This window comes from Azospirillum sp. (assembly GCF_035628975.1).
Lineage (GTDB): Bacteria > Pseudomonadota > Alphaproteobacteria > Azospirillales > Azospirillaceae > Azospirillum.
Window position 1 is genome coordinate 1 of the sequence record NZ_DASPIS010000034.1, and the last position, 22,233, is coordinate 22,233.

Sequence of the window (22,233 nt, forward strand, 5' to 3'; positions counted from 1 at the left end):
CATGGCGAGGTGTCAAACACCCGATCCCATCCCGAACTCGGCCGTGAAAAGCCTCCGCGCCAATGGTACTGCGTCTTAAGACGTGGGAGAGTAGGTCGCCGCCAGGTCACTCAGGCTCAAGAGACGTCAAACCGAAGCAAACACGCTGGCATCGTCACGAAGTCCATCACCCCATACCGAGACATCCGCGGGGTGGAGCAGCCCGGTAGCTCGTCAGGCTCATAACCTGAAGGCCGCAGGTTCAAATCCTGCCCCCGCAACCAAATCAAGAAAAGCCGCTGAAGCGCATCGCGCTTCAGCGGCTTTTCGTTGTTGGGCGCATCCACCGGATCCCGATGGGACCCGACGGGGGCCGTGCAGGTCGAGAACGCGGCGGGGTCATTCGCGATGACGCAGCGCTTCGACCACGGCCACGAAGGCCGCTGAAGATTGGCGGCGGCTTGGGTAGCAGAGATGGTAGCCGTCCCAATAGGACGACCAGTCCTGGAGGACGCGCACCGACCGCCCATCGGCAACATACGGCAAGATTATCTCTTCCGGAATGTAGGCAGCGATGCAGAAGGCAATCGGCCGGCATCCGCGCCGCTGCTTACCGTGCGTGCTGGACCTGGACCGAAATCGGGCCGGGGCGGTCGAAGATCGACACATCGCCGGTCACCGTGCCGAGAATGACGATCCCCGGTTGAGGCACGCGTCCGCTTCGATAATAGATCACGAAGTGATCTGGCCCCCACAGGCCGAGCGTCCCGCTTGAAAAGTCGCGTTGCCGCGCGGCCTCCGGCAGAGCTGCCGGCAGGTTGCCGGTCTTTTCCTGACGCAGGTGGTCATGCATCTCGACTGTGATCGGCAACGTCTGCACCAGCGAACGGGTGGCGGCGTTGTCGACCAATTCGGCCGTGACATTTCCCCATTCGGAGGAAATCAGGATGCGGTCTTGCGCCATGGCATGCCCTGTCCATAGAAGTGCGACACCGGCGGCAATCGACGATAAGCGTCGCATGACGTTCTCCTTGAGCTTTGCGTCCTGCGTCACCTCGCCTACGCGGTGAGGTGCTGGTTGAAGAAGCGGGCCAGCTTGTCGAACGGGATCAGGTCCACGCGGTCGTAGAGATCGACATGGCCGGCTCCCGGCACCCAGACAAGCTCCTTCGGCTCCGCGGCGCGCCGATATGCGTCTTCGCTGAACTCCTTGGAGTGAGCCTGGTCGCCCGCGATGAACAGCATCGGACGGGGAGAGATCGTCTCGATGTCGTTGAACGGGTAGAAGTTCATGAACTTGACGTTGCTGGACAGCGTTGGATGAGTGGTGAGGAGAGGCGATCCGCCCTTGGGCGTGTATTCGCCCCGCGGCATGCGATAGAAATCGTAGAATTCGCGCTGAATGGGATGAGTGTCCGCCGTCAGCTGATGCACCGTCCCGCTGGTGTATTTGGTCTCTCCGCCGGTGAACTCCACATAGCGCTGCTCGGCCGCCTCCGCAATGATCCGCTTGCGCTGCTCGACCGTCTGGGAATGCTGGAGCGCATCGCGGTTGGCGGCGCCCATGTCGTACATGCTGACCGTGGCGATGGCCCTCAGGCGCGGGTCGATCTTGGCCGCGCTGATGACGAAGCTCCCGCTGCCGCAGACCCCGATCGCGCCGATCCGTATCCTGTCGACGAACTCCCGGGTGCCCAGGAAATCGACCGCGGCGCTGAATGCCTCGGCATAGATATCCGGCGAAACCAGATTGCGAGGCTGGCCGTCGCTCTCGCCCCAGAACGGCAAATCGATGGACATGGTCACGAATCCTTGCTCCGCCATCTTCGTGGCGTACAGGTTCGCGCTCTGCTCCTTCACCGCGCCCATCGGGTGGCCGACGATGATCGCCGGGGTCTTCGACGTGCGGTCGAGGGTTTTGGGGGTGAAGAGATTCCCGGCGACGGTCATCTGGTATTGGTTCTTGAAGGTGACCTTCTGGAGGCTTACCCTGTCGCTGGTGTAGAAGTTGGCCGCGCCTTTGGACATGTCCTGGGCCATCGCAGCCGGCAGGTCGAGGACCGACATCATGCCGAGCGCGGCAGCACCGGCACCGGTCATCTTCAGGAGCGTGCGCCGGTCGACATCGATGTCGGCGAGCGCGTCCACGGCGCGTTGATCCCCATTTTGCCTGTTCATTGCTGTGGCTCCTCTCACGCCTGGGCTTTCCCACGGGCCCGGTTTCTTCACGGCAAAACTCTAGGCGGTATGGGGCGCGTGCATTAGACGGCGCGTTTCGCTTGCCGTTATGAATTCCGCTCATCAATTCCGGGCACGCAGGGCCGGGGGAATCGGGCTGATTGATGAGTGCAACTCATAACCGCATGCGGTCATCAGCCGCTAATGGCTGACGAGCCCCTCGACCATCTATGCCCCACCGGATGGACCCAACCCTGATGGGCGAGGCCAGCCCCCGGCAGGCGAGGTCCGCCGCTCCGTTGGCGCCCATCCTCCACACGCTCAGGCAATCGCATGCAGGTTCAAGTCACTTCCCAAAGCGGCGCAACCGCGGTCCGGCCGGCGGCGTGGGGCGCCGTCTTCGCGATGTCGCTCTGCGTCTTCGTGCTGATCGCGTCCGAATTCATGCCGGTCAGTCTGCTGACGCCGATCGCCACGGACCTGATCCTGACCGAAGGCCAGGCCGGACAGGCCATCTCGGTGTCCGGCATCTTCGCCGTGTTGACCAGTCTGTTCATTGCCTCGGCGACCGGGCGGCTCGACCGCAAGGCGGTGCTGTCGTCCTTGACCGGATTGATGGTGCTGTCGGGGGCCGTCGTCGCCTTCGCACCGGATTATACGACGCTGATGATCGGCCGGGCGCTGCTCGGCGTGGCGATCGGCGGCTTCTGGTCGATGTCCACGGCAACCGTGATGCGGCTGGTGCCGGAGTCCTCGGTGCCGCGGGCTCTTGCCATCCTCAACGGCGGCAACGCGCTCGCGGCCACCATCGCGGCTCCGCTGGGAAGTTTCCTGGGTGCTTTCGTCGGATGGCGCGGCGCATTCTTCTGTGTGGTGCCGCTCGCGGCTATCGCCCTGGCCTGGCAGTTGATGAGCCTGCCGGCGATGCCCGGCGAACGCCGCTCCGGCACCGGGAATGTGTTCCGGCTCCTCGGCCGGCCGAAGGTAGCCTTCGGCATGGCGGCGATCCTGTTCCTGTTCATGGGGCAGTTCGCGCTGTTCACCTATCTGCGGCCGTTCCTGGAAACGGTGACGGGCGTCGATGTCTCCATGCTGTCGCTCATCCTGCTGGTGGTCGGCGTGACCGGTCTCCTCGGCACGATGCTGATCGGACCGGTGCTGATCCGCAGCCTGTACGGCGTCCTCATCGTGATCCCGCTGCTGATGGCCGGCATCGCCGTGGCGCTAATCGCCTTCGGCGGCTGGGTCGCGGGGACGGTGCTGCTGCTGGGCGCGTGGGGACTGATCGGCACGCCGGCGCCGGTCGGCTGGGGAACATGGCTGTCGCGGACCCTGCCGGCGGATGCAGAGGCCGGCGGCGGCCTGATGGTCGCGACCATTCAGTTCGCGATCACGCTGGGCGCGACCGTCGGGGGGACGCTGTTCGACCTGAGCGGTTATCAGGCCACGTTCGGTATCAGCACCGTCTGTCTCGTGATGGCCGCCCTTCTGGCATTCGGGGCGTCGCGCGCGGCCCGGCTTCAGCCGGCGTGACACGGACCGGCTTCAACCGGCGTGACGGGAACACCTCACACATGACATGTGACTCAAGGAGCACTTCGATGGCCGTCAAAGCCTATGGCACCTATGCCGCCGACAAGCCCCTCGAACCGCTGGAGATCACGCGCCGGGTTCCCGGTCCGCATGATGTTCAGATCGAGATCGCCTTTTGCGGCATCTGCCATTCGGACCTGCATCAGGCGCGCGCGGAATGGGCCGGCACGCAGTGGCCGTGCGTTCCCGGACACGAGATCGTGGGACGCGTGTCGGCGGTCGGCGCGCATGTGTCGGGCTTCAAAGCGGGCGATCTCGTCGGCATCGGCTGCATCGTCGACAGTTGCAGGCACTGCCCGGACTGCGAGGACGGGCTGGAGAACTATTGCGACGCCATGGTCGGCACCTACAATTCCCCGACGCCGGATGCGCCCGGCCATACGCTTGGCGGTTATTCGCAGCGCATCGTGGTGCACGAGCGTTATGTGCTGCGGATCAGGCACCCGGAGAGCCAACTCGCCGCGGTTGCGCCGCTGCTGTGCGCGGGCATCACCACCTACTCGCCGCTGAAACACTGGAAGGCCGGACCGGGGAAGAAGGTGGGCGTGGTCGGCATCGGCGGTCTCGGCCATATGGACATCAAGCTCGCCCATGCGATGGGCGCGCATGTGGTGGCGTTCACCACCTCGGAATCCAAGCGCGAGGCGGCGCTGGCGCTCGGCGCGAACGAGGTCGTGGTCTCCCGCAATCCCGACGAGATGGCCGCCCATGCCAAGAGCTTCGACTTTATCCTGAACACCGTCGCGGCCCCGCATGACCTCGATGCGTTCCTCGTGCTGTTGAAGCGTGACGGGACGATGGCGCTGGTGGGGGCGCCGGCCACGCCGCACCCTTCGCCCAACGTGTTCGACCTGATCATGAAGCGCCGCGCGCTTGCCGGTTCGATGATCGGCGGTATCGCCGAGACGCAGGAGATGCTCGATTTCTGCGCGGAGCACGGCATCGTCGCCGACATCGAGATGATCCGCGCCGAAACGATCAACGAAGCCTATGAGCGGATGCTCAAGGGCGACGTGAAGTACCGGTTCGTGATCGACAACGCCTCCCTGGCCAGCTGATCGCAACGGTCGGGACGAGGGAAAGGGCCGGCCCATCTTGCCGATCGAGGTCTCAGGATTTCGCCGAATGGAGATACCGATGAAACGTTTTGCCGCGACGGTCGCATCCCTCGCTCTGCTCGCCTCCTCGACAGCCCATGCCCAGCAGGGCGCGGCCGCGTCGGACTCCGGAACCCGCAAGATCACACTGACGTCCGAGGATCTTCGGGCGGTCTCGCCGGCGCTGGAGAAGTACGCGCAAGCCGCCGTCGACGGCGATCTGTGGAAACGCCCGGGCCTGTCGCCGCGCGACCGCAGCATCGTCACCGTGGCGGCCCTCATTGCCCGCAACCAGCAGATCGGGATGCCGCGCCACGTCAATTTGGCGCTCGACCACGGCGTCAAGCCGGGCGAACTGTCCGAGATCATCACCCATCTCGCCTTCTACTCCGGATGGGCGAATGCCATGGCGGCGGTGGCGGTCACGAAGGATGTCTTCGCCCAGCGGCGTATCGCGGCCGACCAGCTTCCCCCGGCCTCGCCCGAACCGCTTCCCCTCGACGAAGCCGCCGAGGCACGGCGCACAGCGGGCGTGGCGCAGAATTTCGGCGCGGTGGCCCCGGGGGTCGTGCAATACACGACGGAGGTGCTGTTCCGCGACCTCTGGCTGCGCCCGGATTTGGCGCCGCGGGACCGCAGCCTGGTCACCGTCAGCGCCCTGATTGCCTCGGGGCAGGTCGCGCAGATCCCCTACCATCTCAACCGGGCGATGGACAACGGCCTGACGCGTGAGCAGGCCTCGGAAGCGCTCACCCATCTTGCCTTCCATGCCGGCTGGCCCAATGCCTTCTCGGCGCTGCCCGTCTTCAAGGAGGTATTCGAAAAGCGCCCCGGTTGACGGCATCCCTACAGTGTCGTGCGTTTAATGTGAAACGCACGACACTGTAGCTTTATGTTTGGCGATCGGATTCACGCTCCAAATCGATTCCGATTTTACGCGATCCGATCTAGGCCGCCCGTCCGCTCCTCATGTGCCCCGGTAGCGCAGCGCGTCGACGAGCAGGGCGAAGGCCGGCGAGGACTGCCGGCGGCTCGGGTAGTAGAGGTGGTATCCGGACCAGAGGGGGCACCAATCCTCCAGCACGCGCTGGAGGCGTCCTTCCTCGAGATGCGGCCTCGCCAGATCCTCAGGCACGTGGGCGAGCCCGAAGCCGGCCACCGCCGCATTGAGGATGTGAAAGATGCTGTTGAAGACGAGTTGGCCGTCCACCCGCACCCGCAGTTCGTGGCCGTCCTTCTCGAATTCCCACGCATAGATCCCCCCGTGCGTGGGAAGCCGCAACGTGACGCAGGTGTGGCCGATCAGGTCTTGCGGCGTCCCCGGCACCGGGTGCCCGGCGAAATAGGAGGGCGCTCCAACCACCGCGAAGCGGATGTCGGGCCCGATCCGCGCCGAGATCATGTCCTTGGCCACCTGCTCGCCGAGGCGCACGCCGGCGTCATACCGCTCGGCAACGATATCGGACAGGCCGTAGTCGTTGATGAGTTCGACCTTGATGTCCGGGTACGCGCGCAGGAAAGGCTGCAGCTTCGGCCAGAGGAGGCCGTCGATCGCGTAATCGGTGGCGGTGATCCGGATGGAACCGGCCGGCGTGTCCCGGAATTCGCTCAGGGCGTCAAGTTCGGCCTCGATCTCGTCGAACCGGGGGCCGATGGTCAGCAACAGGCGCTCGCCGGCGTCCGTCGGGGAGACGCTGCGGGTGGTGCGGGTCAGCAGCCGAATGCCGAGCCGCTCCTCGAGTTGGCGAACGGTGTGGCTGAGTGCCGACTGCGAGACGCCGAGCTTGGCGGCGGCTTTGGTGAAGCTCTGCTCCCGCGCGACGGCCAGGAAGGCGATGAGATCGTTGACGTTTTCGCGCGGCATCGATGAAGCCCTTCCACGGGATCGGGCGAGTTCCGGCACTGTACCGGAAACCCGGTCGTCACGTTATCGCCTTCCCGCACATCATTCATGAGCGGTATCGATAGACCCATGCGCGATCCAGCGGCTAATCGCCGGCGCCTGCACCGACTAGAGTCTCGTTGACAGCAGCCCGGCAGGTGCCGCGACCGGAGGATCGAAACCATGCACATCACGCGCGTTGGCTCGCAGCCGTCCACCAAGGGGCCGGAAGAGTGGTTCACCGGCACGGTCCGCATCGACCCGCTCTTCCAGGCGAACGCCCCTGCACGCGCAATGGCCGCCAGCGTCACGTTCGAGCTCGGCGCCCGAACGGCCTGGCATACCCATCCTCTGGGGCAAACCCTGATCGTCACGGCCGGCGTCGGCAGGGTGCAGCGGGAGGGAGGCCCGGTCGAGGAGATCCGTCCGGGCGACGTGATCTGGTTCCCTCCCGGCGAGAAGCACTGGCATGGCGCGTCGCCCACCACCTCCATGACGCACATCGCCATCCAGGAGCAGCTCGACGGCAAGGCCGTCGACTGGATGGAGAAGGTCACCGACGACCAGTACGGCGGCTAGCCGCGTCCGCAGCCGGCCGCCGAAGACCCGCTTCGGAACCACGCAAACCCAGGAAGGATGACCATGAAACGGCTCGTCGCCGTCACCCTCGCGCTTGCTCTCGCCGGTGCGGCACAGGCCTCCGCCGAGAGCATGGTGATCTCGCCGAACGGCTCGCGACCCTCTGCCAAGGGGCCGGATCAGTATTTCACCGGGTCCGTCGTCGTGGATCCCCTGTATCCGGCCAACGATCAGACATCGTCATCGGGTGGCCTCGTCACCTTCGAACCGGGAGCACGCTCCGCCTGGCACACCCATCCGGCCGGCCAGATCCTCATCGTCACCACCGGGATCGGCTGGGTGCAGGAGGAAGGCGGTGCGAAGCGGGAGATCAGGCCGGGCGATGTCATCTGGACCCCGCCGGGGGTGAAGCACTGGCACGGGGCCACCGCTGGCAACGGCATGAGCCACATCGCCGTCACCAATATGGCCGGCGGCAAAAATGTCGAGTGGATGGAGAAGGTCACCGACGACCAGTACCTCAGATAGGTGAAGCGGATCGGCATGGGGCCGCCGAGCCGGTTCCATGCCCCCGCGACCGAATCGGCGAAGGCCCTTCCCGTCCGAGGGATGCAAACGCGTTGCATGGTTTCAAGTGAAACGATATGGTTGGGCCAACCGATCAATGGCGGCCATATCGGACGATGCTTCGATGGAGGCCGCGCCTGGGGAGAAACGGGATGTCCAAGAACTTCGCCTCGCATGCCGACCTGGAGGAAAAGGCGGTCAGCTTCGACCGGCTGTCCGACAACGCCTATGCCTATACGGCGGAGGGCGATCCCAACACCGGCATCGTCATCGGCGACGATGCGGTGATGGTGATCGACACCCAGGCGACGCCGGTGATGGCGCAGGACGTCATCCGCCGAATCCGCGAGGTCACCGACAAGCCGATCCGCCATGTCGTGCTGTCGCATTACCATGCGGTGCGCGTGCTGGGCGCGTCCGGCTATGCGCCGGAGCAGATCGTCGCCAGCGAGGACACCCGCGACCTGATCGTCGAGCGTGGCGAAGCCGACATGGCGAGCGAGATCGGACGCTTCCCCCGTCTGTTCCGCGCCGTCGAATCGGTCCCCGGCCTCACCTGGCCGACCATCACCTTCCGCGGCAAGATGACGATATGGCTGGGCTCGCTGGAGGTGCAGTTGCTGCAACTCGGCCGTGGCCACAGCAAGGGCGACACGGTGGTGTGGCTGCCGCAGCAGAAGATCCTGTTCTCCGGCGACCTCGTCGAATACGGCGCGACTCCCTACTGCGGAGACGCCTACTTCACGAATTGGCCGGCGACGCTCGACGCCATCGCGTCGCTGAAGCCGGAGAAGCTGGTGCCCGGCCGCGGCGCCGCCCTGACCACGCCGGAACAGGTGGAGGAGGGGCTGCGCGGCACCCGCGCCTTCACCAGCGAGTTGTTCGAGCTGGTGAAGCAGGGGGTCGCCGCCGGCAAGGACCTGCGGACGATCTACAAGGACACCTACGCCGCGCTGAAGCCGAAGTTCGGCCATTGGGTGATCTTCGACCACTGCATGCCCTTCAACGTCACCCGCGCCTATGACGAGGCGACGCAGTATCCCGACCCCCGCATCTGGACCGCCGAGCGCGACCTGGAGATGTGGCGCCAGCTGGAGGGCTGACGCCACCGGCCCTGTCAGGGGGTCAGGAGCACGCGGACATGGCGCTTGCGGCCGGCCGACAGAACGGCGGTGGCCGTGAGCGCCGCCGTCTCGTCGGTCACCGGTTCGCCGTCCAGCCGGGCGCCGCCCTCGCGGATCAGGCGGCGCGCCGCGCCTTTCGAGGCGCACAGGCCGGCTGCAACCAGCGCATCGACCAGCGGCACGCCGTCGGCCCCCTCACGCTGCAGGGTGATCTCCGGCAGGCCGTCGCCGCCCGGCGCGAAGGGGGAGCCGGCCGCCGCAGCCGCCTTTTCGGCCTCCGCCGCCCCGTGGCACAGGCGGGTGGCCTCGGTCGCCAGGACGATCTTCGCCTCGTTGATCTCGGCCCCCTGCAGCCGCTCCAGCCGGGCGATCTCGTCCAGCGGCAGCTCGGTGAACAGGCGCAGGAAACGGCCGACGTCGGCATCCTCGGTGTTGCGCCAGAACTGCCAGAAATCGAAGGGGCTGCGCGCATCGGCGTTCAGCCACACCGCGCCGCCGGCGGTCTTGCCCATCTTGGTGCCCGACGCGGTGGTCAGCAGCGGCGTGGTCAGGCCGAACAGCTCGCGCCGCTCCACCCGGCGGGCCAGCTCGATGCCGTTGACGATGTTGCCCCACTGGTCCGATCCACCCATCTGCAGCAGGCAGCCGTGGCGCCGCGACAGCTCCAGGAAATCATAGGCCTGGAGGATCATGTAGTTGAACTCGAGGAAGGTCAGCGGCTGCTCGCGCTCCATCCGCTGGCGCACCGACTCGAAGCTCAGCATGCGGTTGATGGTGAAATGGCGGCCCACGTCGCGCAGGAAGGGCACGTAGTCCAGCCCGTCCAGCCAATCGGCATTGTCCACCATCACCGCGTCGGTCGGCCCGTCCCCGAAGCTCATGTACTGGCCGAAGACGCGGCGCAGTCCGGCGGCATTGGCGGCGATCTGCGCATCGTCCAGCATCGGCCGCGTTGTGTCGCGGAAGCTGGGGTCGCCGATCTTGGTGGTGCCGCCGCCGATCAGCACGATGGGACGGTTGCCGGTGCGCTGCAGCCAGCGCAACGCCATGATCGACAGCAGATGCCCGACATGCAGGCTGGCCGCGGTGGCGTCGAAGCCGACATAGGCGGTCAGCGCGCCGCCCGGCGCCGCGCCGGCAAGGCCCGACAGGTCGTCGGCCGGGTCGCTGCACTGATGGAGGAAGCCGCGCTCGCGCAGGATGCGGAGGAAATCGGCGGCGCTGGATTTGGAAGTCATGGGAAAAGACATGGGACAGGTCTCTTGCGGATGGACCGTTGCCGTCCGGAGACTGTCTCTGTCGGGGAGAAGACCATGGCCGCCGGACTTGCGACGGCATGGTTTCGGGTATGACCGATCGACGCCGCGCTATGTGAGCGGCGGATAATACATCGGAGCGGTGAGGGCGATGCGGTCGGTCATGGAGCCTTCCCTACACGGGGTTGCCGGGAAGATCCACCCCCGACAGGTCAATGCTGCCACCCGCTCAGCGCCTGCCGAGCAGCTGGCGGCGGGCGAGCGCGCGGTGAAGCTGCATGCGCTGGGACACGGTGCGGGGGCGGGCGCCGCGGATTCCGGGGGCGAACAGCCCGTCCAGGTTCTGCCCGAACATCTCCCAACTGCGCAGCGGCCCGGTGTCGATGTGCAGGAAATGCGAGCGCGGATACCAGCCGACTCCGCCGCGCTTGAGGTCCAGCGCGCTGCGGTGCGCATCGGGCAGGCGCGAGGGGAGGGTGATGTCCAGCGCGCGGCCCAGCAGATGCTGGCTGTGCTCCGCCACGCCCAGGCTGCGCGCGGCCAGCATCGCGTTGGTTTCCGGCGTGCGGAAGGCCGACAGGATGGTTGCCTTGGTCTGCCCGACCGCCTCCATGATGTCGGCCAGGAAATCGAGCGTGCCGACGTCGATCGGCCCCTCCTTGTTGGCGCGATGGTCGCGCAGCAGCTTGGAGAGGTCGGCCATCGCGTCGGGCAGCGGACCGGAGGCGTCGCGGTAGGGCCCCTCGAACGTCTCGCCGGTGTGCTGGTTCCTGAGGCTGAGGCGGCGGGGTGCCGCGGGCGCGGCCAGGGCGCGGTCCGACATCAGGACAAGCGCTCCGCAGCCGATCAGCAGGCTTCGGCGCTTCAGGGAGAGGGGCGAGGAGGACATGAAGGGGGCGGGTCTTTCAGCAGGGCACCGTCACGTCAACAAAATGGAGAGCGATTCGCAATTGCAAAGTGGCGGAGCATGGCCCGGCTGCACGGAAAGCAGGGGCCTTACCCCGCTCACAGCAGGCGCTGGGCCTTGAAGCTGGTGTGGCGCCCGCCCTTGCCGATCACCAGATGGTCGTGGACGATCAGGCCGATGGCGTTGGCGGCGCGCACGATCTCCTTGGTCATCTCATGGAGTTCACCGGGAAAGAATGCCGGGCTGTCAATGCCTTAGCCGTGGTGGCGGAACTCGGTTTGACAGAACTTTGACAGCTTTGAGACTAGGAAGAGTACCAGTAATTCTTTCGGACCCGTTGAAACTCCCCCCTGCCAGGAGTACGTTAGCTCCGAACTCTGGACGTACTCTGGGGTGGCGGGGAGTACCCGCACTTGGATCATGGACATCGTGAAGACGTTAGCGTCTCAAATCGAGGGCAGACCCCGCCGCGTTCGCTCCGCCTCCAGGATCGCGTGGAGGTGATTCCGGGCGGTCAGGCGATTGGACTTGGTCGCGGCCTGCCGCAACGCCTCCAGGCCAGCCTGCCACTGGTCTATGACGGCCTGGGGGGTGTCCACCATCTGGATCAGCGGGTGGTTGCCCTCGGGGTCGATCTGGTTGACCAGAAGCTCAGGCAAGCGGGGCAGGGGGCCTCGAAGGTGCGGCGGAGCCGGGAGAGGTGTCACGGGTGCTTGAGGCGGCTCAGGCCGCTCAGCCGGGGCCTGGACGGCCTCCTGGGTGCTCGGCAGCCCGACTGCCCGCCGAGCAAAATCCTCCATGGCTGCCACCCAATCAGCCGACCAGTGGGCTGCCAACTGGAGGGCTCTACCATGCAAATAACGTTGCAAAGATCCTAGCCGAAGTTTAGCCCTACGGTCGAAGTAGCGGTGCCAACGCTTCGGTATCGTTATGGTGTAGAGGTTGGAGGTTTTCACAACCGTGTAGCTGCCCCGGACGGGAATGCGACGGTAGCGAGCCTGCCGGACGACCCAGCCGAACTTCATCAAAACGGGGATCGCGGCCTTTGCTGTGGAATAACCGACTCCCGCACGCTCCGCCAATGTGTCGAGGCTGGGCCGGGATTGCTTGGTCGTCCGGTCGGTGAAGATGTTGACCAGAGCCTCGAACGTGTCGGCCACGGCCCTGCTGAGCGGCCCGACCTTCCGGCTCGACCCACCGGTCCACCGGGCGTGCTCCCGCGAGGCGAGGCACTCGGCGTGGAAGGCGGCCAAGAGCTTGGCCCGCCATTCGGCGAATCGGAGGCCCCGTTCGGCCGGTTCGAATCGGCCAGGAAGTGGCCGGGGGACAGACAAAGACATCCTTCGCTCCAATCTGGAGCGAGACGTGACCCGCCGTTGCCATCCCTCCAATGGAGAGTTGACTGCGGTGCGGCAGCGAAATAGCCTGTGAGCCTGCAAGCAATTCGGCTATTTCGCGATCTGGGTCTCTCCGGCCGGCTGGAACCGGCTGGGGGGTCTCGCTTGCGTTTACATAAAGCCTCTCCTTCGACGGCCACCGGGCCATCGCTGACCGACGACGCTAACTCTTCCTCATCGGGCTCTGCAAGCCTGCCCACGCGACCTACCCCTACGGGGTGGGGCGATTAGTCGTGTCTTTTTTGATTAAGCCTTCTGAAATTTTGCCCGACCATGGCCGCCGGCCTACTCTAAACCCGACCACCGGGTTTTGGAGGCGAGTGTGGACGTGGACGATCTGAAAGAGCGGAAAAAGGCCGAGGATCAGAAGACGCGGGCGAACCGGAAGACCGAAGGATGGATTGAGGTCAAGACCATCGTCCCGCCGCCGCTGGCCCTAGTGATGGACCAGCAGCGGGGCGACCTGCCCCGTTCACAATGGCTGATCCAACGTGCATTGGAAGCCCTGCGGCTCGACGCTGAGCCCATCGCCCTCCAGCGGCGGGGTGGCCGCCCCCGCCGGGTCGCTCCTGAATCCCTCGTGGTTCCCGCCGACGGCCAGTCCTACACTCGCAGTTCCTGGTGGAACCTGACCCGCCGATACCGCGAAAAGCCGCTTCTGGGCTGCATCGGCCGGCGGGACCTGTCAGACGGAACCACAAACTTGGCTTGGGAGTTCAAGGCCCAATTCGGCTCCTTCGACCCGTACCAAGCCGTTTCGTCCATGCGGTCTAATAAGCGGCACTGGCACGGCCGTTGGTGGTCGGTTTCGACCCTAGACGCCGACAAGATTTGCGGCGAGGCCGTCAAGGCCGGAGCAAAGATCGTCGATCTCGACAAGCCGGGCGGGGAGTCCTGGGCCGGGATGGTGATCGAGGTCCGCCCGATGGTCAACCGGCTTACCGAGGTTCCGCGGTGGTGGTCGCTGGAGGTGGACTTCGCGGCGATCCGAGAGATCCTGGACCACCCGACGCTCGCAGCCTTCGCCAATTCCAATTGGCAGGCGACCATTGGGGCCTGGGGTTGGGCTAGGAACAACGCTGAGCGACTCGTCAGCGAGGCGATCACCTCGGAAACCCTGGCGATCATCCGTGAGCGGCTGGCTGACCACGATGTCCAGGTCATCGAGGGCCAACCTATTGGGCTGTCCCAAGACCCGTTCACCGCCGAACGCGACGAACTGGGGCTGCTCGTGACCGTGACCGGCCCAGCCAACGACCGCCGGGCGTTCGACCTGCTGGACGACCAAGGACGGCAGGAGGTTAGCATCAAGCAATGGCCGACGTATCGCGATCGGGTGGGCGAGGCCGGGTTCGAAATCGTCGAGACCGGCTGGCAGGACCGGCAGCCTGTTGCGGTTGATTGGTCGCAGGTTCCCGGCGGAGACCAGCCGGTGAACGGTCGCCGGCTCCGAGACTACCAGCGGGCTGGCGTCGAGTTCATCCTCGGCCACGCCGGTCGGTGCCTAGTTGCCGACGAGATGGGCACCGGCAAGACGGCTCAGGTGATCGCCGCATTCGGGGCCATGGCAGCCCAGCGGCGGCTGGTGATCTGCCCTAAGGCCGCGGTCAATGTCTGGATCCGCGAGATCCAAGCGTGGAACCACGACGCTCAACGAATCGTGGTTGTCAACGGATCGACCGAGGTGCCCGATCTGCCCGACAGCGGCTGGGTGATCCTGACCTTCGACATCCTGACGCCTCGGGCCGAGAAGATCCCGCTCACCGGGTATTCTCCTGAACAATTGGCCGAGGTCCGGGTGGCCTTCATCGCAGGGGGTGCCGAGAAATCCCTCTCGGTCCAGTGGGCCGACCCCAAGCTCCGGACCGATATAGCGGCTCTGACGGTTAAGCTCGACCCTGAGGACGGCGTTACCCTAGAGGCGGTGGGACGCCTCGACATCCCGGTGAGCGGGTTTACCCACTCCCAGCGGCTCAAGGACGCAACTGCTCGCGTGACTGGCGTCCTGCGGCAAGCCTTGCTCGATTGGAACTCTGACGCCCTGGCCGTGGACGAGGCCCACCGGATCAAGAACCCCAAGGCCGCCCGGACCAAAACCGTCCGCCTGCTGGTCCAGGACCCCGGCCGAGCGGCTGTGCTGCTGACCGGCACGCCGATCCGCAACCGAGCCGAGGAAGGGCTCGACCTTCTGGAGGCCGTGGTTCCGGTCCGCGAATATCGCAGCATGCTGGCCACCGGCAGAGTCTCCCACGCGGAACTGACCAAAGCTCTGCTGGAAAAATACATGATCCGTCGGACAAAGACGGAAGTGAACCCTGAACTCCCCAAGAAGATCCGCCAGAGGTTCGATGTCGAACCGGGGCCAAAGGCTCGTTTCTACGTCGATGAATACCTCATGACGATGGACATGGCTCAGGACAAGTATTTCCGAGAACTCATGACAAGCGGCAGCCGCCAACAGGCCAGTAAGGCCGCCATGCCGCTTTGGTCCAAGGCCAGGAAGCTGGTCGGCATGGCCAAGGTCGTGGATGGCATCGTGGCCGAACTGGTCCAGGAGGTGGTGGAGGAACGCGGATCCTGCATCGTGTTCGCTCACCACCTCGACGTAATCGAAACTCTGCGGCAGCAACTAGAGCAAATGGACATGACAGTCGGTGTCATCATCGGCGGTACATCAACAGAAGATCGGGGTGAAATCGAACGAGCATTCCAAGCGGGAGAACTCGACGTTTTTCTCGGTGGTATTATGGCCGCGAGTGAGTCTATCAACCTCTCCTATGCGGATACCTGCCTCTTTGCCGAATTGTCTTGGACTCCCGCCGATTTGTTCCAGGCCGAGGCTCGGGGGCACCGGCAGGGCCAGACGGCCAACGGCTACCATATCTTGACAGCCCTGACCGATTTGGACATGGACCAGATGATGTGGTGGGTGTTGGGCAGGAAAGCGGTGGAGATCGGCGAGACGCTTGGAGAGGAAATCCGGCTCGACTTCGACTGGGACTTGGCCGAGCAAGCCGAGGCTGCCTCGATCCAGCGACTGCTGGAAGCCAAGGCGTGGCAGCAGGCTCAGGCCAACGGCATAAGCGAGGAAGACTTGTCGGAATTCCGCTCACCGGGTTCTGGCAAACGGCCAAGCGGAAAACCAAGCCTGACGACCTATGACCGGTCAGACAATGGTCAAGGTCGCGTTGGTAGTTCGAGGCCGCCAGGGCGACCGGGCTAGGCCACTTCGTCGCAGCGGCCACCAAGTCGTTGGCCAACCTCGGGTTCATTACGAAAGAATGGACGCAATCCCGGCAGGCTTAAGCCGTGACCCTGCTGCCGCTCGGTCGGGCGTGGGTCGAGTGGGCCGGGGGCAGGTCAAGAGCAAATACAGCAACATTCCGGCCGTCACCGTGATCCGCTATGACCGGAATATGATTGAATAGGGGTCGGCTGACAAACCGGATGGGCACAGTCCCGTCGCGACGGTGGGCGATCCGCCGCAGCGTCCTTCGGGGTTTGCCTGGCTACGCCGGACCATCTAACGTAGCAACCTACTGCGGTGCTGCTGCCTCAGAGTCCAGCCCCGGACATGTACGAGCAGTACCGGCGTTGCCCCTAGTAGTACGGGCTCACCGCCGCCGCCACAATCCAGGGCCGGCTGGCGGTACGGCCGGGCCATTCTTCAGCCGACGGCGTACTTTTTGACTGGAGCATTGCAGCCGTGCCCGTACTCCTAGCCCGGTCTCTGCCCGATACTCCCGTACCCCTGCATTCTCGTAACTCCTTGATTCATCACGGATCAGCACGCCATGAAATCTCAGAACGATAAATCACGGGGAATGCCGAAGTATCATTCATCAAACTCATTGGGATCTCAAAGTAACTTCCTGACGTCTCAAATAAAATCCGGACCGTAACGGCGTATTATTGCCATCATATGACGTTTTTCTCTTTGCGTATTCTTCGTTTCAGCGGGATCGTCGGGGCGTCACACACCCACTCCGGACGGAGAAGCCCACCATGAACTCCGACGCCCAGGACCAGATCCCCGACGACGTGCGGTATCAGGTCAGCCAATATTTGAGTCAGCGGGTCGCCGACCTGTCTGCTCCCCCTCGCTGGCGACCGGCGAAATTCATGTTCCACGACGAAAGCGATCCCAAGGCGGTCGAGACCATCATGATGCTCGACACGAAGATCAGTTTCGGCTCCAGGGCGGGTCGCCCTTTCCGCCCCCTCACCTGGGTGATCGGCCAGGAGGGCACCCGCCGTTCCGATGGTCAGCAGACCGCCACCCGGTCGCTGACCACGGTGGGGCGACAGATCGGTCTGCTGACCCTCACCCCGGACGCCATGATCCTCAACAACTTCATCTTCGAGTGGGTGATCAAGATCACGCAGCACCCGACGCTGCAGGTCTTAATCGTTCTCTCCAACATCATGACAACGAACGGCAACGCGGACCCGTATTGGGCGATGTTGAACGCTGCCGACTGGGGCACCATCGCGGCGGACGTGGTGCGGCACCGGGCCGCGATGTTGGCTCGCGACGCCGAGGACCCTTACGTCTCACAGGAGATCGCCGAAGCGGTGGTCGCCCTGCGACGGAAAAAGGAACAGGAAACCGAGGCGGTCGAGGCGGTGTCTCAGGAGCCGGTTCCGCCGGTCCTGGTAGTGGACAACACCTCGAGCTTCAAGAGCGGGATGATCCGGGTTACCCAGCGGGTTGCCCAGATGAAATCCATCCAGACCTTCACGCCCGCTGACGCCAATGCGTGGCGGCTGGAACTCGATGGCTACGTCCGCGATGGGCTGCTGCCGGAGCGAACGGTCGCCGGATTCAAGGCGTGGATCACCCGCAAGGTGAACAGGGGGGCACGGGCAGGAACCGGGGGCGTGTGACAATTTCTCCGAACCGCCCTGCGGGGAGGGGGGGCTTCATGCCCCCCGGAACCCCTCCCGATAGTTCCTCGCCCAGGAGCCTGCGATGCCGCTACCACCCCGCCAGCCTTTTCACCGGCGGAAGCTCCGCCCCCTCCCCGCACCGGAACGCGACAGTGATATTCACCTCCGTTGGACGCTCGAACTCTGTGAGGCCAAGGCCGGCTGAAGTGGTCGCTCGACAACGGCTACGCCGGGGTGAGGGCACAGGCCGACATCCGGGAAGCCCAAACGTGGATCGACGGCTGCCCGCTCACCTACAGCGAGGCGGAGATCATGCGGGCTCTCAAGCCCAAGCTAGACGATTTCAGGCGGCGGCTGGCCTATCGCGTCGCAAAGGGGCAGGACGCCCAGATCATCCAAGACACCATGCCGTCAAGTTCGCTCTCAACTTCACGGGGATCACGCAATGAAAATCGAATGGCAGCGGATGACCAACGACCGCTGGCTCTACCCCCTCTGGCTGATGCAAGTCCAAGACCACCACTTCAACGCCTTGATGGAGCGGTACTGGTTCCGCGGGTACAAGCACGCTATTGCGGCGTTCGGGAAGCGGGCGGAGGAACAGATCTTCTCCCCCACCTCGGACAAGTCCGTCTTCCTCTGGCTCGTCCTGGTGGACCACGAAGCGTGGGAGGCGGCGACCGGACCGACCGCGTGGGCAGATAACTACACGCCATACGAGGGCGAGATCAATCCGCTCCCGGATGAAGACGACCGCAACCTACCGGACTACGAAGATGGCTGGGCGACGGTGGTTGCCACCACCGACTTCGAACACCTGGAGCGGGAACGGATGTGTACACCGCAGACCCTGCTGATGCACACCACCGAGTACCCTACGGAACGAATCGTTCTTGAGGGCGAGGACAACGCCTTCATGGACGACCTTCTGAAGTGGCTCCGGTCCTCGGACATCCGGTATATCTACGGCGGGATGTGGCTGGCCGGGACCATGCTGGGGAAAGCCACCGCCCCTTCCCTCACGTTGTTCTTCTGGAAGAAGGAAGACGTTGAGCGGATCATTGGTATGATCCGCGAGATGACCACCGTAGAGGTCCATGGCCCCACCGAAGCGGGGCAGTGCGGGGAAAACGGAGAGGGTGCGGGGGACGCATGACCGACACCGCCAACCACAAGCCCATGGTGAGCAACCTCGCCGCCCAGATGGGCAAGATCATCTCCCGCCTGTTGAGCGACAACGCCGGGGAGCGGGAGGCCGCCGCCCTAGCATTCGCGAGAGTTGTCAAAGAGAACAACCTGGACCCCGCAGAACTCGTCGTGCTTTGGCCGTACCAGAAGGACCGGCTGCTCGGCAAAGGGTTCCACGGCGTGGTGGACGACCTCTACGCTCAGATGCGGAGGATGTCCGACGAAAAGCTGGCCCTTCTGGACCAGAAGCGGGACGCCGAGCGGGCCATGCTGGAGATGAAGGATCGGTTCGCCGGCATCCGCCGGCTGGCGAACCAGCCGTATCCGCCCTATCTCAAGGACATCCTCGGCTGAGCCCCTGATGGATATGGACGACGCCGAGCGGCGGTGAAACTGCCTGGGTCTCTCCAGCCGGGGGACCGGGGAAATCGCCCTGCTGGACCGGGTGCTGCCTTCCGGTTCGACGGGTTCGCCCCGCTGGTCGTCGCCGACGGCCAGGAGCAATTGCGGATCACCAAGCTGTGGTCATTCCGGTTGACGTGACCAGCGAGGGCGAGTTCGTCAGGAGGTCCTGGTTTCGGTGGGCAAATACATGGACTATTACGGCAGGCTGGTCGCCCAGTGGGCGAGTGAACGATGAAGACCTGGCCCCCGCATCTGGAATGATGGTGATGTCGGTACTCTAAGTGTCGGCAGCAATTAACCGCTCACAGTGGACGCGGACGGGTGCATCAGCCCCGCCTTGGGAGGAGTCTCTCAATAAACCGACTCACCGCGTAGACGGTCCCATCCCGGTGACGGGGCACACGTCGAAGAAACACCCTGAGGCGGCGTTGCCGTAACTGCTGACGGGTGTTGCCTTTGAGGAACTTCAAGCTTGATATCATCAGTCCGAGTTCCAGCCGCCGGGCTCGGGCCGTTGGGCGTCCATCTCTTTCGGCATCACGATTTGTGCGTAGCTGACCGTCAGCAGGGCGTGGAGCGGATTGACGAACTCGACCTCGTACGCCACGCCCTGATGGTACACGCCGCACAACGGTGCCCATGGTGCCGGCGGTGAGGACCCGGCCCTTATGTTCGATGTCTCGGGTCAGCATGACACGCGTCAACTCCTTGATCATCCTCTGTCGCTGCCCCCGGGGGCTGTGTCGGGGTAGTATGGGCTGGAAGAGCCGCCTCAATGTCGTCCTCGTAGCCCCGCTCTCTGAGATCTCGACGGGCGAAGATGACCCAGGGTTGGTCGGGTAAGGAGCCAGTGTCCATAGACGATATACCGCGGTGGCGGCCAGCAGGAGCCCCATCTCGAACGGTCATATGTTCAAGGGGCATCGAACACGATCGGCAAGGCCATGATGGGCAGGCTGATGGTAGCCCAGGCAGGGGCTGCCAAAGCGAACACCGTGCCCCTGTGATCTTTTGGGGTTATGGCACGGTATCTGGCCAGAATGTGCTAAATATTCCAATCATAGGGGCAAGTGCCGCATTAGTCGCGGCACTTCTGCGAAAGGCCAGACAGAGGAGAAAGGGGCTAAACACCCCGCCGACCTCCTGGAACAGGGTTGCTCCACCGAAGACGGGATTTAGTAGGGTTCACCTCGTGTAGGTCGAGTCCGAGAGGTCGGTCCGTCTATAAACAAAACCCAACAAACGATCCAGGCTCTGCGATGACAGCAACCTGGATGGACGTGATGAGTCTTGCAGCGAACCACGTCCTGCCGCTGGTCCGCCTCTGGCGGAATAATCTAAGACATAAATGAGGTACAGCCTAACCGCCTCTGTCCAAGGTCACACTTGGTCGTCTCTGCAAGGTCCAGGCTCCATACGGCATACTGTATTGTGAGTTCGGATAGATCGAGCCCTGTAAGGGCTTGGTCTATCCGCACCACCGGCATGGACCAAGGATTGGAAATTGATCTGGAGTCAGGCTGAGACCAGCGAGACCGATAACCACTCCAGAAGTGCCGACGAACGAGATCTCCCTGGTGAGCGAGCAGAGCGAGTGAGGCAGGGAGATTGAGTGAAGTCGGCCAGACGGCCGCTTTGCGGCCGGCTGTAAGGCAATTCGAAGGCACGTCCAGCACGGCGACCATGGTCTAGTCGTAGGCGGAGAAGGCGGCCGAGCCGAGCCCTGATGCAAACCCCCACTGCTGGACCTGAGCGGCAGTATGCCGGATATCAGGAAGGCCCGACAGGATCAGCCGACAATCTGGGCCACTTTCGAATAGCTCCACGAGTAGCGGCACAGAACATGAGCCCTGAGCCGCTGCGGGCGGACGAATGTGCCTCAGTGCACGGTGGGTGTTGGCGGGGTCAATGCAAGCCTCACCGCCATCATCAGAAGACGGTCGCGACCCACGACGGTAGGCTGTCCCGCGGGGTGAGTCCGGTCAAATTCCCGGATGAGATCGCGGATCTGCTGGAGGCGAGTGTACATGCCGGTACTCTACCTGTGAGCTTGCCCGCTGGCAACTCCAGGCCCACCGGCCAGTTACAGGTCGCTCACGTAAGGCAACGTTGGTTGCAGAGGCTGGTACTAAAGCTGACCTCAGCCCCACGCGTCTTCCAAGCGGGCCTGGACCTCTGGAGAGGAACAACCGACTGTGACCCTCATATGACCGCTGCCGTCCCGCTCAACATCAATGACCAGGACCTGCTGATTGTCTTCTGCGAACGCTTCCAGTCGGCGGAAGTCAAGTTGGTCGAGCAGCAAGAAGGACCAGTGAGGATGGCGGCTTCGATCTCTAGGATGGCGATCCCAGACGTCAGCGATGGTCATCTTGATATCCTCAGTTGTTGGCGATCTGTTACAATGTATTGGTTGTTAGGTATTTACTCTTCGTCCTGCAGTAGCCGTCCACTTGACACATTGGCGATCCATGGCAGGTTGAACTCGGGTGAGGGGTGCCTCATGCAGAAAGTGACGCCGCTAATCACAGCCGCTCAGTTCGTCGATGACTTCCGCCGAATTGGTCAAGGTCCTGGCGGTCCGCGTCGTGAGCGGGAGATGGTCGGGCGTTGCCTAGCTGATAGTAGGTGGGATCCGGTACGGCTAGTGCACAGACGTATTCAGATGGTTCAGCGTCTGCCCAGGTAAATCAACACTTTAAGGGCAGGCTGCATGTATCTTCTGTCTGTGTCTGAGCACTATGGTGGTGAACTCGTGCGGTTCGATGAGCGTTACCACCGCGGTAGCATTCCAGGCCCGAATGGTCTGAAGGTCGGTCAGGAGGTCCCGGTCCCATCGTCCCGTGAACGCGTCAGCCTGCTTCTTACCGGAACAGAAGGTCAATCCGATGCTGCCGCCTTCGGGAAGGCCGATGCGGTCAATACGGAGAGGATGGGTTCGGCTGGTTTTTGAAGCCATGGCGTAGGTTCTAGGGGACAGTTTCCCGAGCAGAATGACATCCAGCATCGGCAATCCATGCTCCGCATAGTGGGACTAAGAAGCGGATTGCATTGAACCCTACATACTCCAGCATGAGTGAGGGCACCATAGGCCCATGGCGGTACGAAATCTGCCACACGCTTGCGACCAGCCGTTGCAATCCTGGTGATTTGTGCGATAGCCTTTGCCCTAAGCAGAAGCCTCGCGTGTA

At 63.8% G+C, this 22,233-nt stretch carries 21 protein-coding genes, 1 tRNA gene and 1 rRNA gene; 12 read left to right on the top strand and 11 right to left on the bottom strand.

The window, feature by feature from the left end:
• A 5S ribosomal RNA gene (rrf, locus tag VD964_RS07075) occupies nt 1-107 on the top strand; the annotation flags it as partial.
• 79 nt (nt 108-186) lie between these two features.
• Nucleotides 187-263, top strand: a tRNA-Met gene (locus VD964_RS07080).
• 115 nt (nt 264-378) lie between these two features.
• Here the strand turns inward: VD964_RS07080 and VD964_RS07085 are convergent.
• The 3 genes from VD964_RS07085 to VD964_RS07095 all read right to left on the bottom strand — a co-directional run bounded on the left by VD964_RS07085 (nt 379) and on the right by VD964_RS07095 (nt 2,127).
• Nucleotides 379-525 carry a hypothetical protein gene (locus tag VD964_RS07085; RefSeq protein WP_324866976.1) on the bottom strand — a complete coding sequence of 49 codons (147 nt, stop codon included), beginning with the start codon at nt 523-525 and terminating at the stop codon, nt 379-381.
• 64 nt (nt 526-589) lie between these two features.
• Entirely contained in the window at nt 590-1,000 is a 411-nt protein-coding gene (locus VD964_RS07090) for a cyclophilin-like fold protein (protein ID WP_324866978.1), read from the bottom strand.
• A gap of 38 nt (nt 1,001-1,038) precedes the next feature.
• The gene (locus VD964_RS07095) at nt 1,039-2,127 is read right to left on the bottom strand and encodes an alpha/beta hydrolase (RefSeq protein ID WP_324866980.1); all 1,089 of its coding nucleotides are present in this window, start codon (nt 2,125-2,127) and stop codon (nt 1,039-1,041) included.
• A gap of 363 nt (nt 2,128-2,490) precedes the next feature.
• Here VD964_RS07095 and VD964_RS07100 point away from each other — a divergent pair, with 363 nt between their 5' ends.
• The 3 genes from VD964_RS07100 to VD964_RS07110 all read left to right on the top strand — a co-directional run bounded on the left by VD964_RS07100 (nt 2,491) and on the right by VD964_RS07110 (nt 5,685).
• Complete coding sequence (locus VD964_RS07100) at nt 2,491-3,690, top strand: MFS transporter (RefSeq protein ID WP_324866982.1); 1,200 nt, start codon at nt 2,491-2,493, stop codon at nt 3,688-3,690.
• A gap of 68 nt (nt 3,691-3,758) precedes the next feature.
• Nucleotides 3,759-4,808 (top strand): NAD(P)-dependent alcohol dehydrogenase, encoded by a 1,050-nt coding sequence (locus VD964_RS07105; RefSeq protein ID WP_324866984.1) that lies wholly within the window; start codon nt 3,759-3,761, stop codon nt 4,806-4,808.
• A gap of 79 nt (nt 4,809-4,887) precedes the next feature.
• A complete protein-coding gene (locus tag VD964_RS07110; protein ID WP_324866986.1) occupies nt 4,888-5,685 on the top strand; it encodes a carboxymuconolactone decarboxylase family protein in 798 nt (265 codons plus the stop codon).
• A 129-nt stretch (nt 5,686-5,814) separates the two neighbouring features.
• Here VD964_RS07110 and VD964_RS07115 read toward each other — a convergent pair whose 3' ends face one another.
• A complete protein-coding gene (locus tag VD964_RS07115) occupies nt 5,815-6,711 on the bottom strand; it encodes a LysR family transcriptional regulator (RefSeq protein WP_324866987.1) in 897 nt (298 codons plus the stop codon).
• 201 nt (nt 6,712-6,912) lie between these two features.
• On the opposite strand from VD964_RS07115, the gene VD964_RS07120 reads away from it, so the two are divergent.
• The 3 genes from VD964_RS07120 (at nt 6,913) to VD964_RS07130 (ending at nt 8,978) form a co-directional block, all read left to right on the top strand.
• Nucleotides 6,913-7,308, top strand: coding sequence for a (R)-mandelonitrile lyase (locus VD964_RS07120; RefSeq protein WP_324866989.1), 396 nt, complete (start codon nt 6,913-6,915; stop codon nt 7,306-7,308).
• A gap of 63 nt (nt 7,309-7,371) precedes the next feature.
• A complete protein-coding gene (locus VD964_RS07125) occupies nt 7,372-7,836 on the top strand; it encodes a (R)-mandelonitrile lyase (protein WP_324866991.1) in 465 nt (154 codons plus the stop codon).
• Nucleotides 7,837-8,027: 191 nt separating this feature from the next.
• Entirely contained in the window at nt 8,028-8,978 is a 951-nt protein-coding gene (locus tag VD964_RS07130; RefSeq protein WP_324866993.1) for an MBL fold metallo-hydrolase, read from the top strand.
• Between the two features lie 14 nt (nt 8,979-8,992).
• Here the strand turns inward: VD964_RS07130 and tyrS are convergent, their stop codons facing one another.
• From tyrS to VD964_RS07150, 4 genes are all read right to left on the bottom strand, one after another.
• Nucleotides 8,993-10,237, bottom strand: a complete 1,245-nt coding sequence (tyrS, locus tag VD964_RS07135) for a tyrosine--tRNA ligase (RefSeq protein WP_324867181.1) — start codon at nt 10,235-10,237, stop codon at nt 8,993-8,995.
• Nucleotides 10,238-10,484: 247 nt separating this feature from the next.
• Nucleotides 10,485-11,144, bottom strand: coding sequence for a YcbK family protein (locus VD964_RS07140; RefSeq protein ID WP_324866995.1), 660 nt, complete (start codon nt 11,142-11,144; stop codon nt 10,485-10,487).
• Between the two features lie 116 nt (nt 11,145-11,260).
• Nucleotides 11,261-11,374: a JAB domain-containing protein gene (locus VD964_RS07145; protein WP_324866997.1), complete on the bottom strand. Its 114-nt coding sequence runs from the start codon at nt 11,372-11,374 to the stop codon at nt 11,261-11,263.
• Nucleotides 11,375-11,608: 234 nt separating this feature from the next.
• Nucleotides 11,609-12,322, bottom strand: a complete 714-nt coding sequence (locus VD964_RS07150; protein ID WP_324866999.1) for a hypothetical protein — start codon at nt 12,320-12,322, stop codon at nt 11,609-11,611.
• Nucleotides 12,323-12,887: 565 nt separating this feature from the next.
• Between VD964_RS07150 and VD964_RS07155 the strand changes: the two genes are divergently transcribed.
• From VD964_RS07155 to VD964_RS07170, 4 genes are all read left to right on the top strand, one after another.
• Entirely contained in the window at nt 12,888-15,782 is a 2,895-nt protein-coding gene (locus tag VD964_RS07155; RefSeq protein WP_324867001.1) for a DEAD/DEAH box helicase, read from the top strand.
• A gap of 782 nt (nt 15,783-16,564) precedes the next feature.
• On the top strand, nt 16,565-17,446 hold the full coding sequence (locus tag VD964_RS07160) for a hypothetical protein (protein ID WP_324867003.1): 882 nt from the start codon (nt 16,565-16,567) through the stop codon (nt 17,444-17,446).
• A gap of 469 nt (nt 17,447-17,915) precedes the next feature.
• Nucleotides 17,916-18,605, top strand: coding sequence for a hypothetical protein (locus VD964_RS07165; RefSeq protein WP_324867005.1), 690 nt, complete (start codon nt 17,916-17,918; stop codon nt 18,603-18,605).
• Complete coding sequence (locus VD964_RS07170; RefSeq protein WP_324867007.1) at nt 18,602-18,991, top strand: hypothetical protein; 390 nt, start codon at nt 18,602-18,604, stop codon at nt 18,989-18,991. Before VD964_RS07165 ends, VD964_RS07170 begins: the two co-directional genes overlap by 4 nt.
• 532 nt (nt 18,992-19,523) lie before the next feature.
• Here the strand turns inward: VD964_RS07170 and VD964_RS07175 are convergent.
• From VD964_RS07175 to VD964_RS07185, 3 genes are all read right to left on the bottom strand, one after another.
• A complete protein-coding gene (locus VD964_RS07175; protein WP_324867009.1) occupies nt 19,524-19,649 on the bottom strand; it encodes a hypothetical protein in 126 nt (41 codons plus the stop codon).
• A 1,533-nt stretch (nt 19,650-21,182) separates the two neighbouring features.
• Nucleotides 21,183-21,413, bottom strand: a complete 231-nt coding sequence (locus tag VD964_RS07180; RefSeq protein WP_324867011.1) for a hypothetical protein — start codon at nt 21,411-21,413, stop codon at nt 21,183-21,185.
• 327 nt (nt 21,414-21,740) lie between these two features.
• Complete coding sequence (locus VD964_RS07185; RefSeq protein ID WP_324867013.1) at nt 21,741-22,049, bottom strand: hypothetical protein; 309 nt, start codon at nt 22,047-22,049, stop codon at nt 21,741-21,743.
• Between the last annotated feature and the right edge of the window lie 184 nt (nt 22,050-22,233).

Excerpts from the sequence above, each read along its gene's own strand:
- VD964_RS07090 (WP_324866978.1), bottom strand. The coding sequence starts at position 1,000 with ATGCGACGCTTATCGTCGATTGCCGCCGGTGTCGCACTTCTATGGACA.
- VD964_RS07100 (WP_324866982.1), top strand. The coding sequence starts at position 2,491 with ATGCAGGTTCAAGTCACTTCCCAAAGCGGCGCAACCGCGGTCCGGCCG.
- VD964_RS07105 (WP_324866984.1), top strand. The coding sequence starts at position 3,759 with ATGGCCGTCAAAGCCTATGGCACCTATGCCGCCGACAAGCCCCTCGAA.
- VD964_RS07110 (WP_324866986.1), top strand. The coding sequence starts at position 4,888 with ATGAAACGTTTTGCCGCGACGGTCGCATCCCTCGCTCTGCTCGCCTCC.
- VD964_RS07115 (WP_324866987.1), bottom strand. The coding sequence starts at position 6,711 with ATGCCGCGCGAAAACGTCAACGATCTCATCGCCTTCCTGGCCGTCGCG.
- VD964_RS07120 (WP_324866989.1), top strand. The coding sequence starts at position 6,913 with ATGCACATCACGCGCGTTGGCTCGCAGCCGTCCACCAAGGGGCCGGAA.
- VD964_RS07125 (WP_324866991.1), top strand. The coding sequence starts at position 7,372 with ATGAAACGGCTCGTCGCCGTCACCCTCGCGCTTGCTCTCGCCGGTGCG.
- VD964_RS07130 (WP_324866993.1), top strand. The coding sequence starts at position 8,028 with ATGTCCAAGAACTTCGCCTCGCATGCCGACCTGGAGGAAAAGGCGGTC.
- tyrS (WP_324867181.1), bottom strand. The coding sequence starts at position 10,237 with ATGACTTCCAAATCCAGCGCCGCCGATTTCCTCCGCATCCTGCGCGAG.
- VD964_RS07140 (WP_324866995.1), bottom strand. The coding sequence starts at position 11,144 with ATGTCCTCCTCGCCCCTCTCCCTGAAGCGCCGAAGCCTGCTGATCGGC.
- VD964_RS07145 (WP_324866997.1), bottom strand. The coding sequence starts at position 11,374 with ATGACCAAGGAGATCGTGCGCGCCGCCAACGCCATCGGCCTGATCGTC.
- VD964_RS07160 (WP_324867003.1), top strand. The coding sequence starts at position 16,565 with ATGAACTCCGACGCCCAGGACCAGATCCCCGACGACGTGCGGTATCAG.
- VD964_RS07165 (WP_324867005.1), top strand. The coding sequence starts at position 17,916 with ATGACCAACGACCGCTGGCTCTACCCCCTCTGGCTGATGCAAGTCCAA.
- VD964_RS07170 (WP_324867007.1), top strand. The coding sequence starts at position 18,602 with ATGACCGACACCGCCAACCACAAGCCCATGGTGAGCAACCTCGCCGCC.
- VD964_RS07180 (WP_324867011.1), bottom strand. The coding sequence starts at position 21,413 with ATGACCATCGCTGACGTCTGGGATCGCCATCCTAGAGATCGAAGCCGC.
- VD964_RS07185 (WP_324867013.1), bottom strand. The coding sequence starts at position 22,049 with ATGCTGGATGTCATTCTGCTCGGGAAACTGTCCCCTAGAACCTACGCC.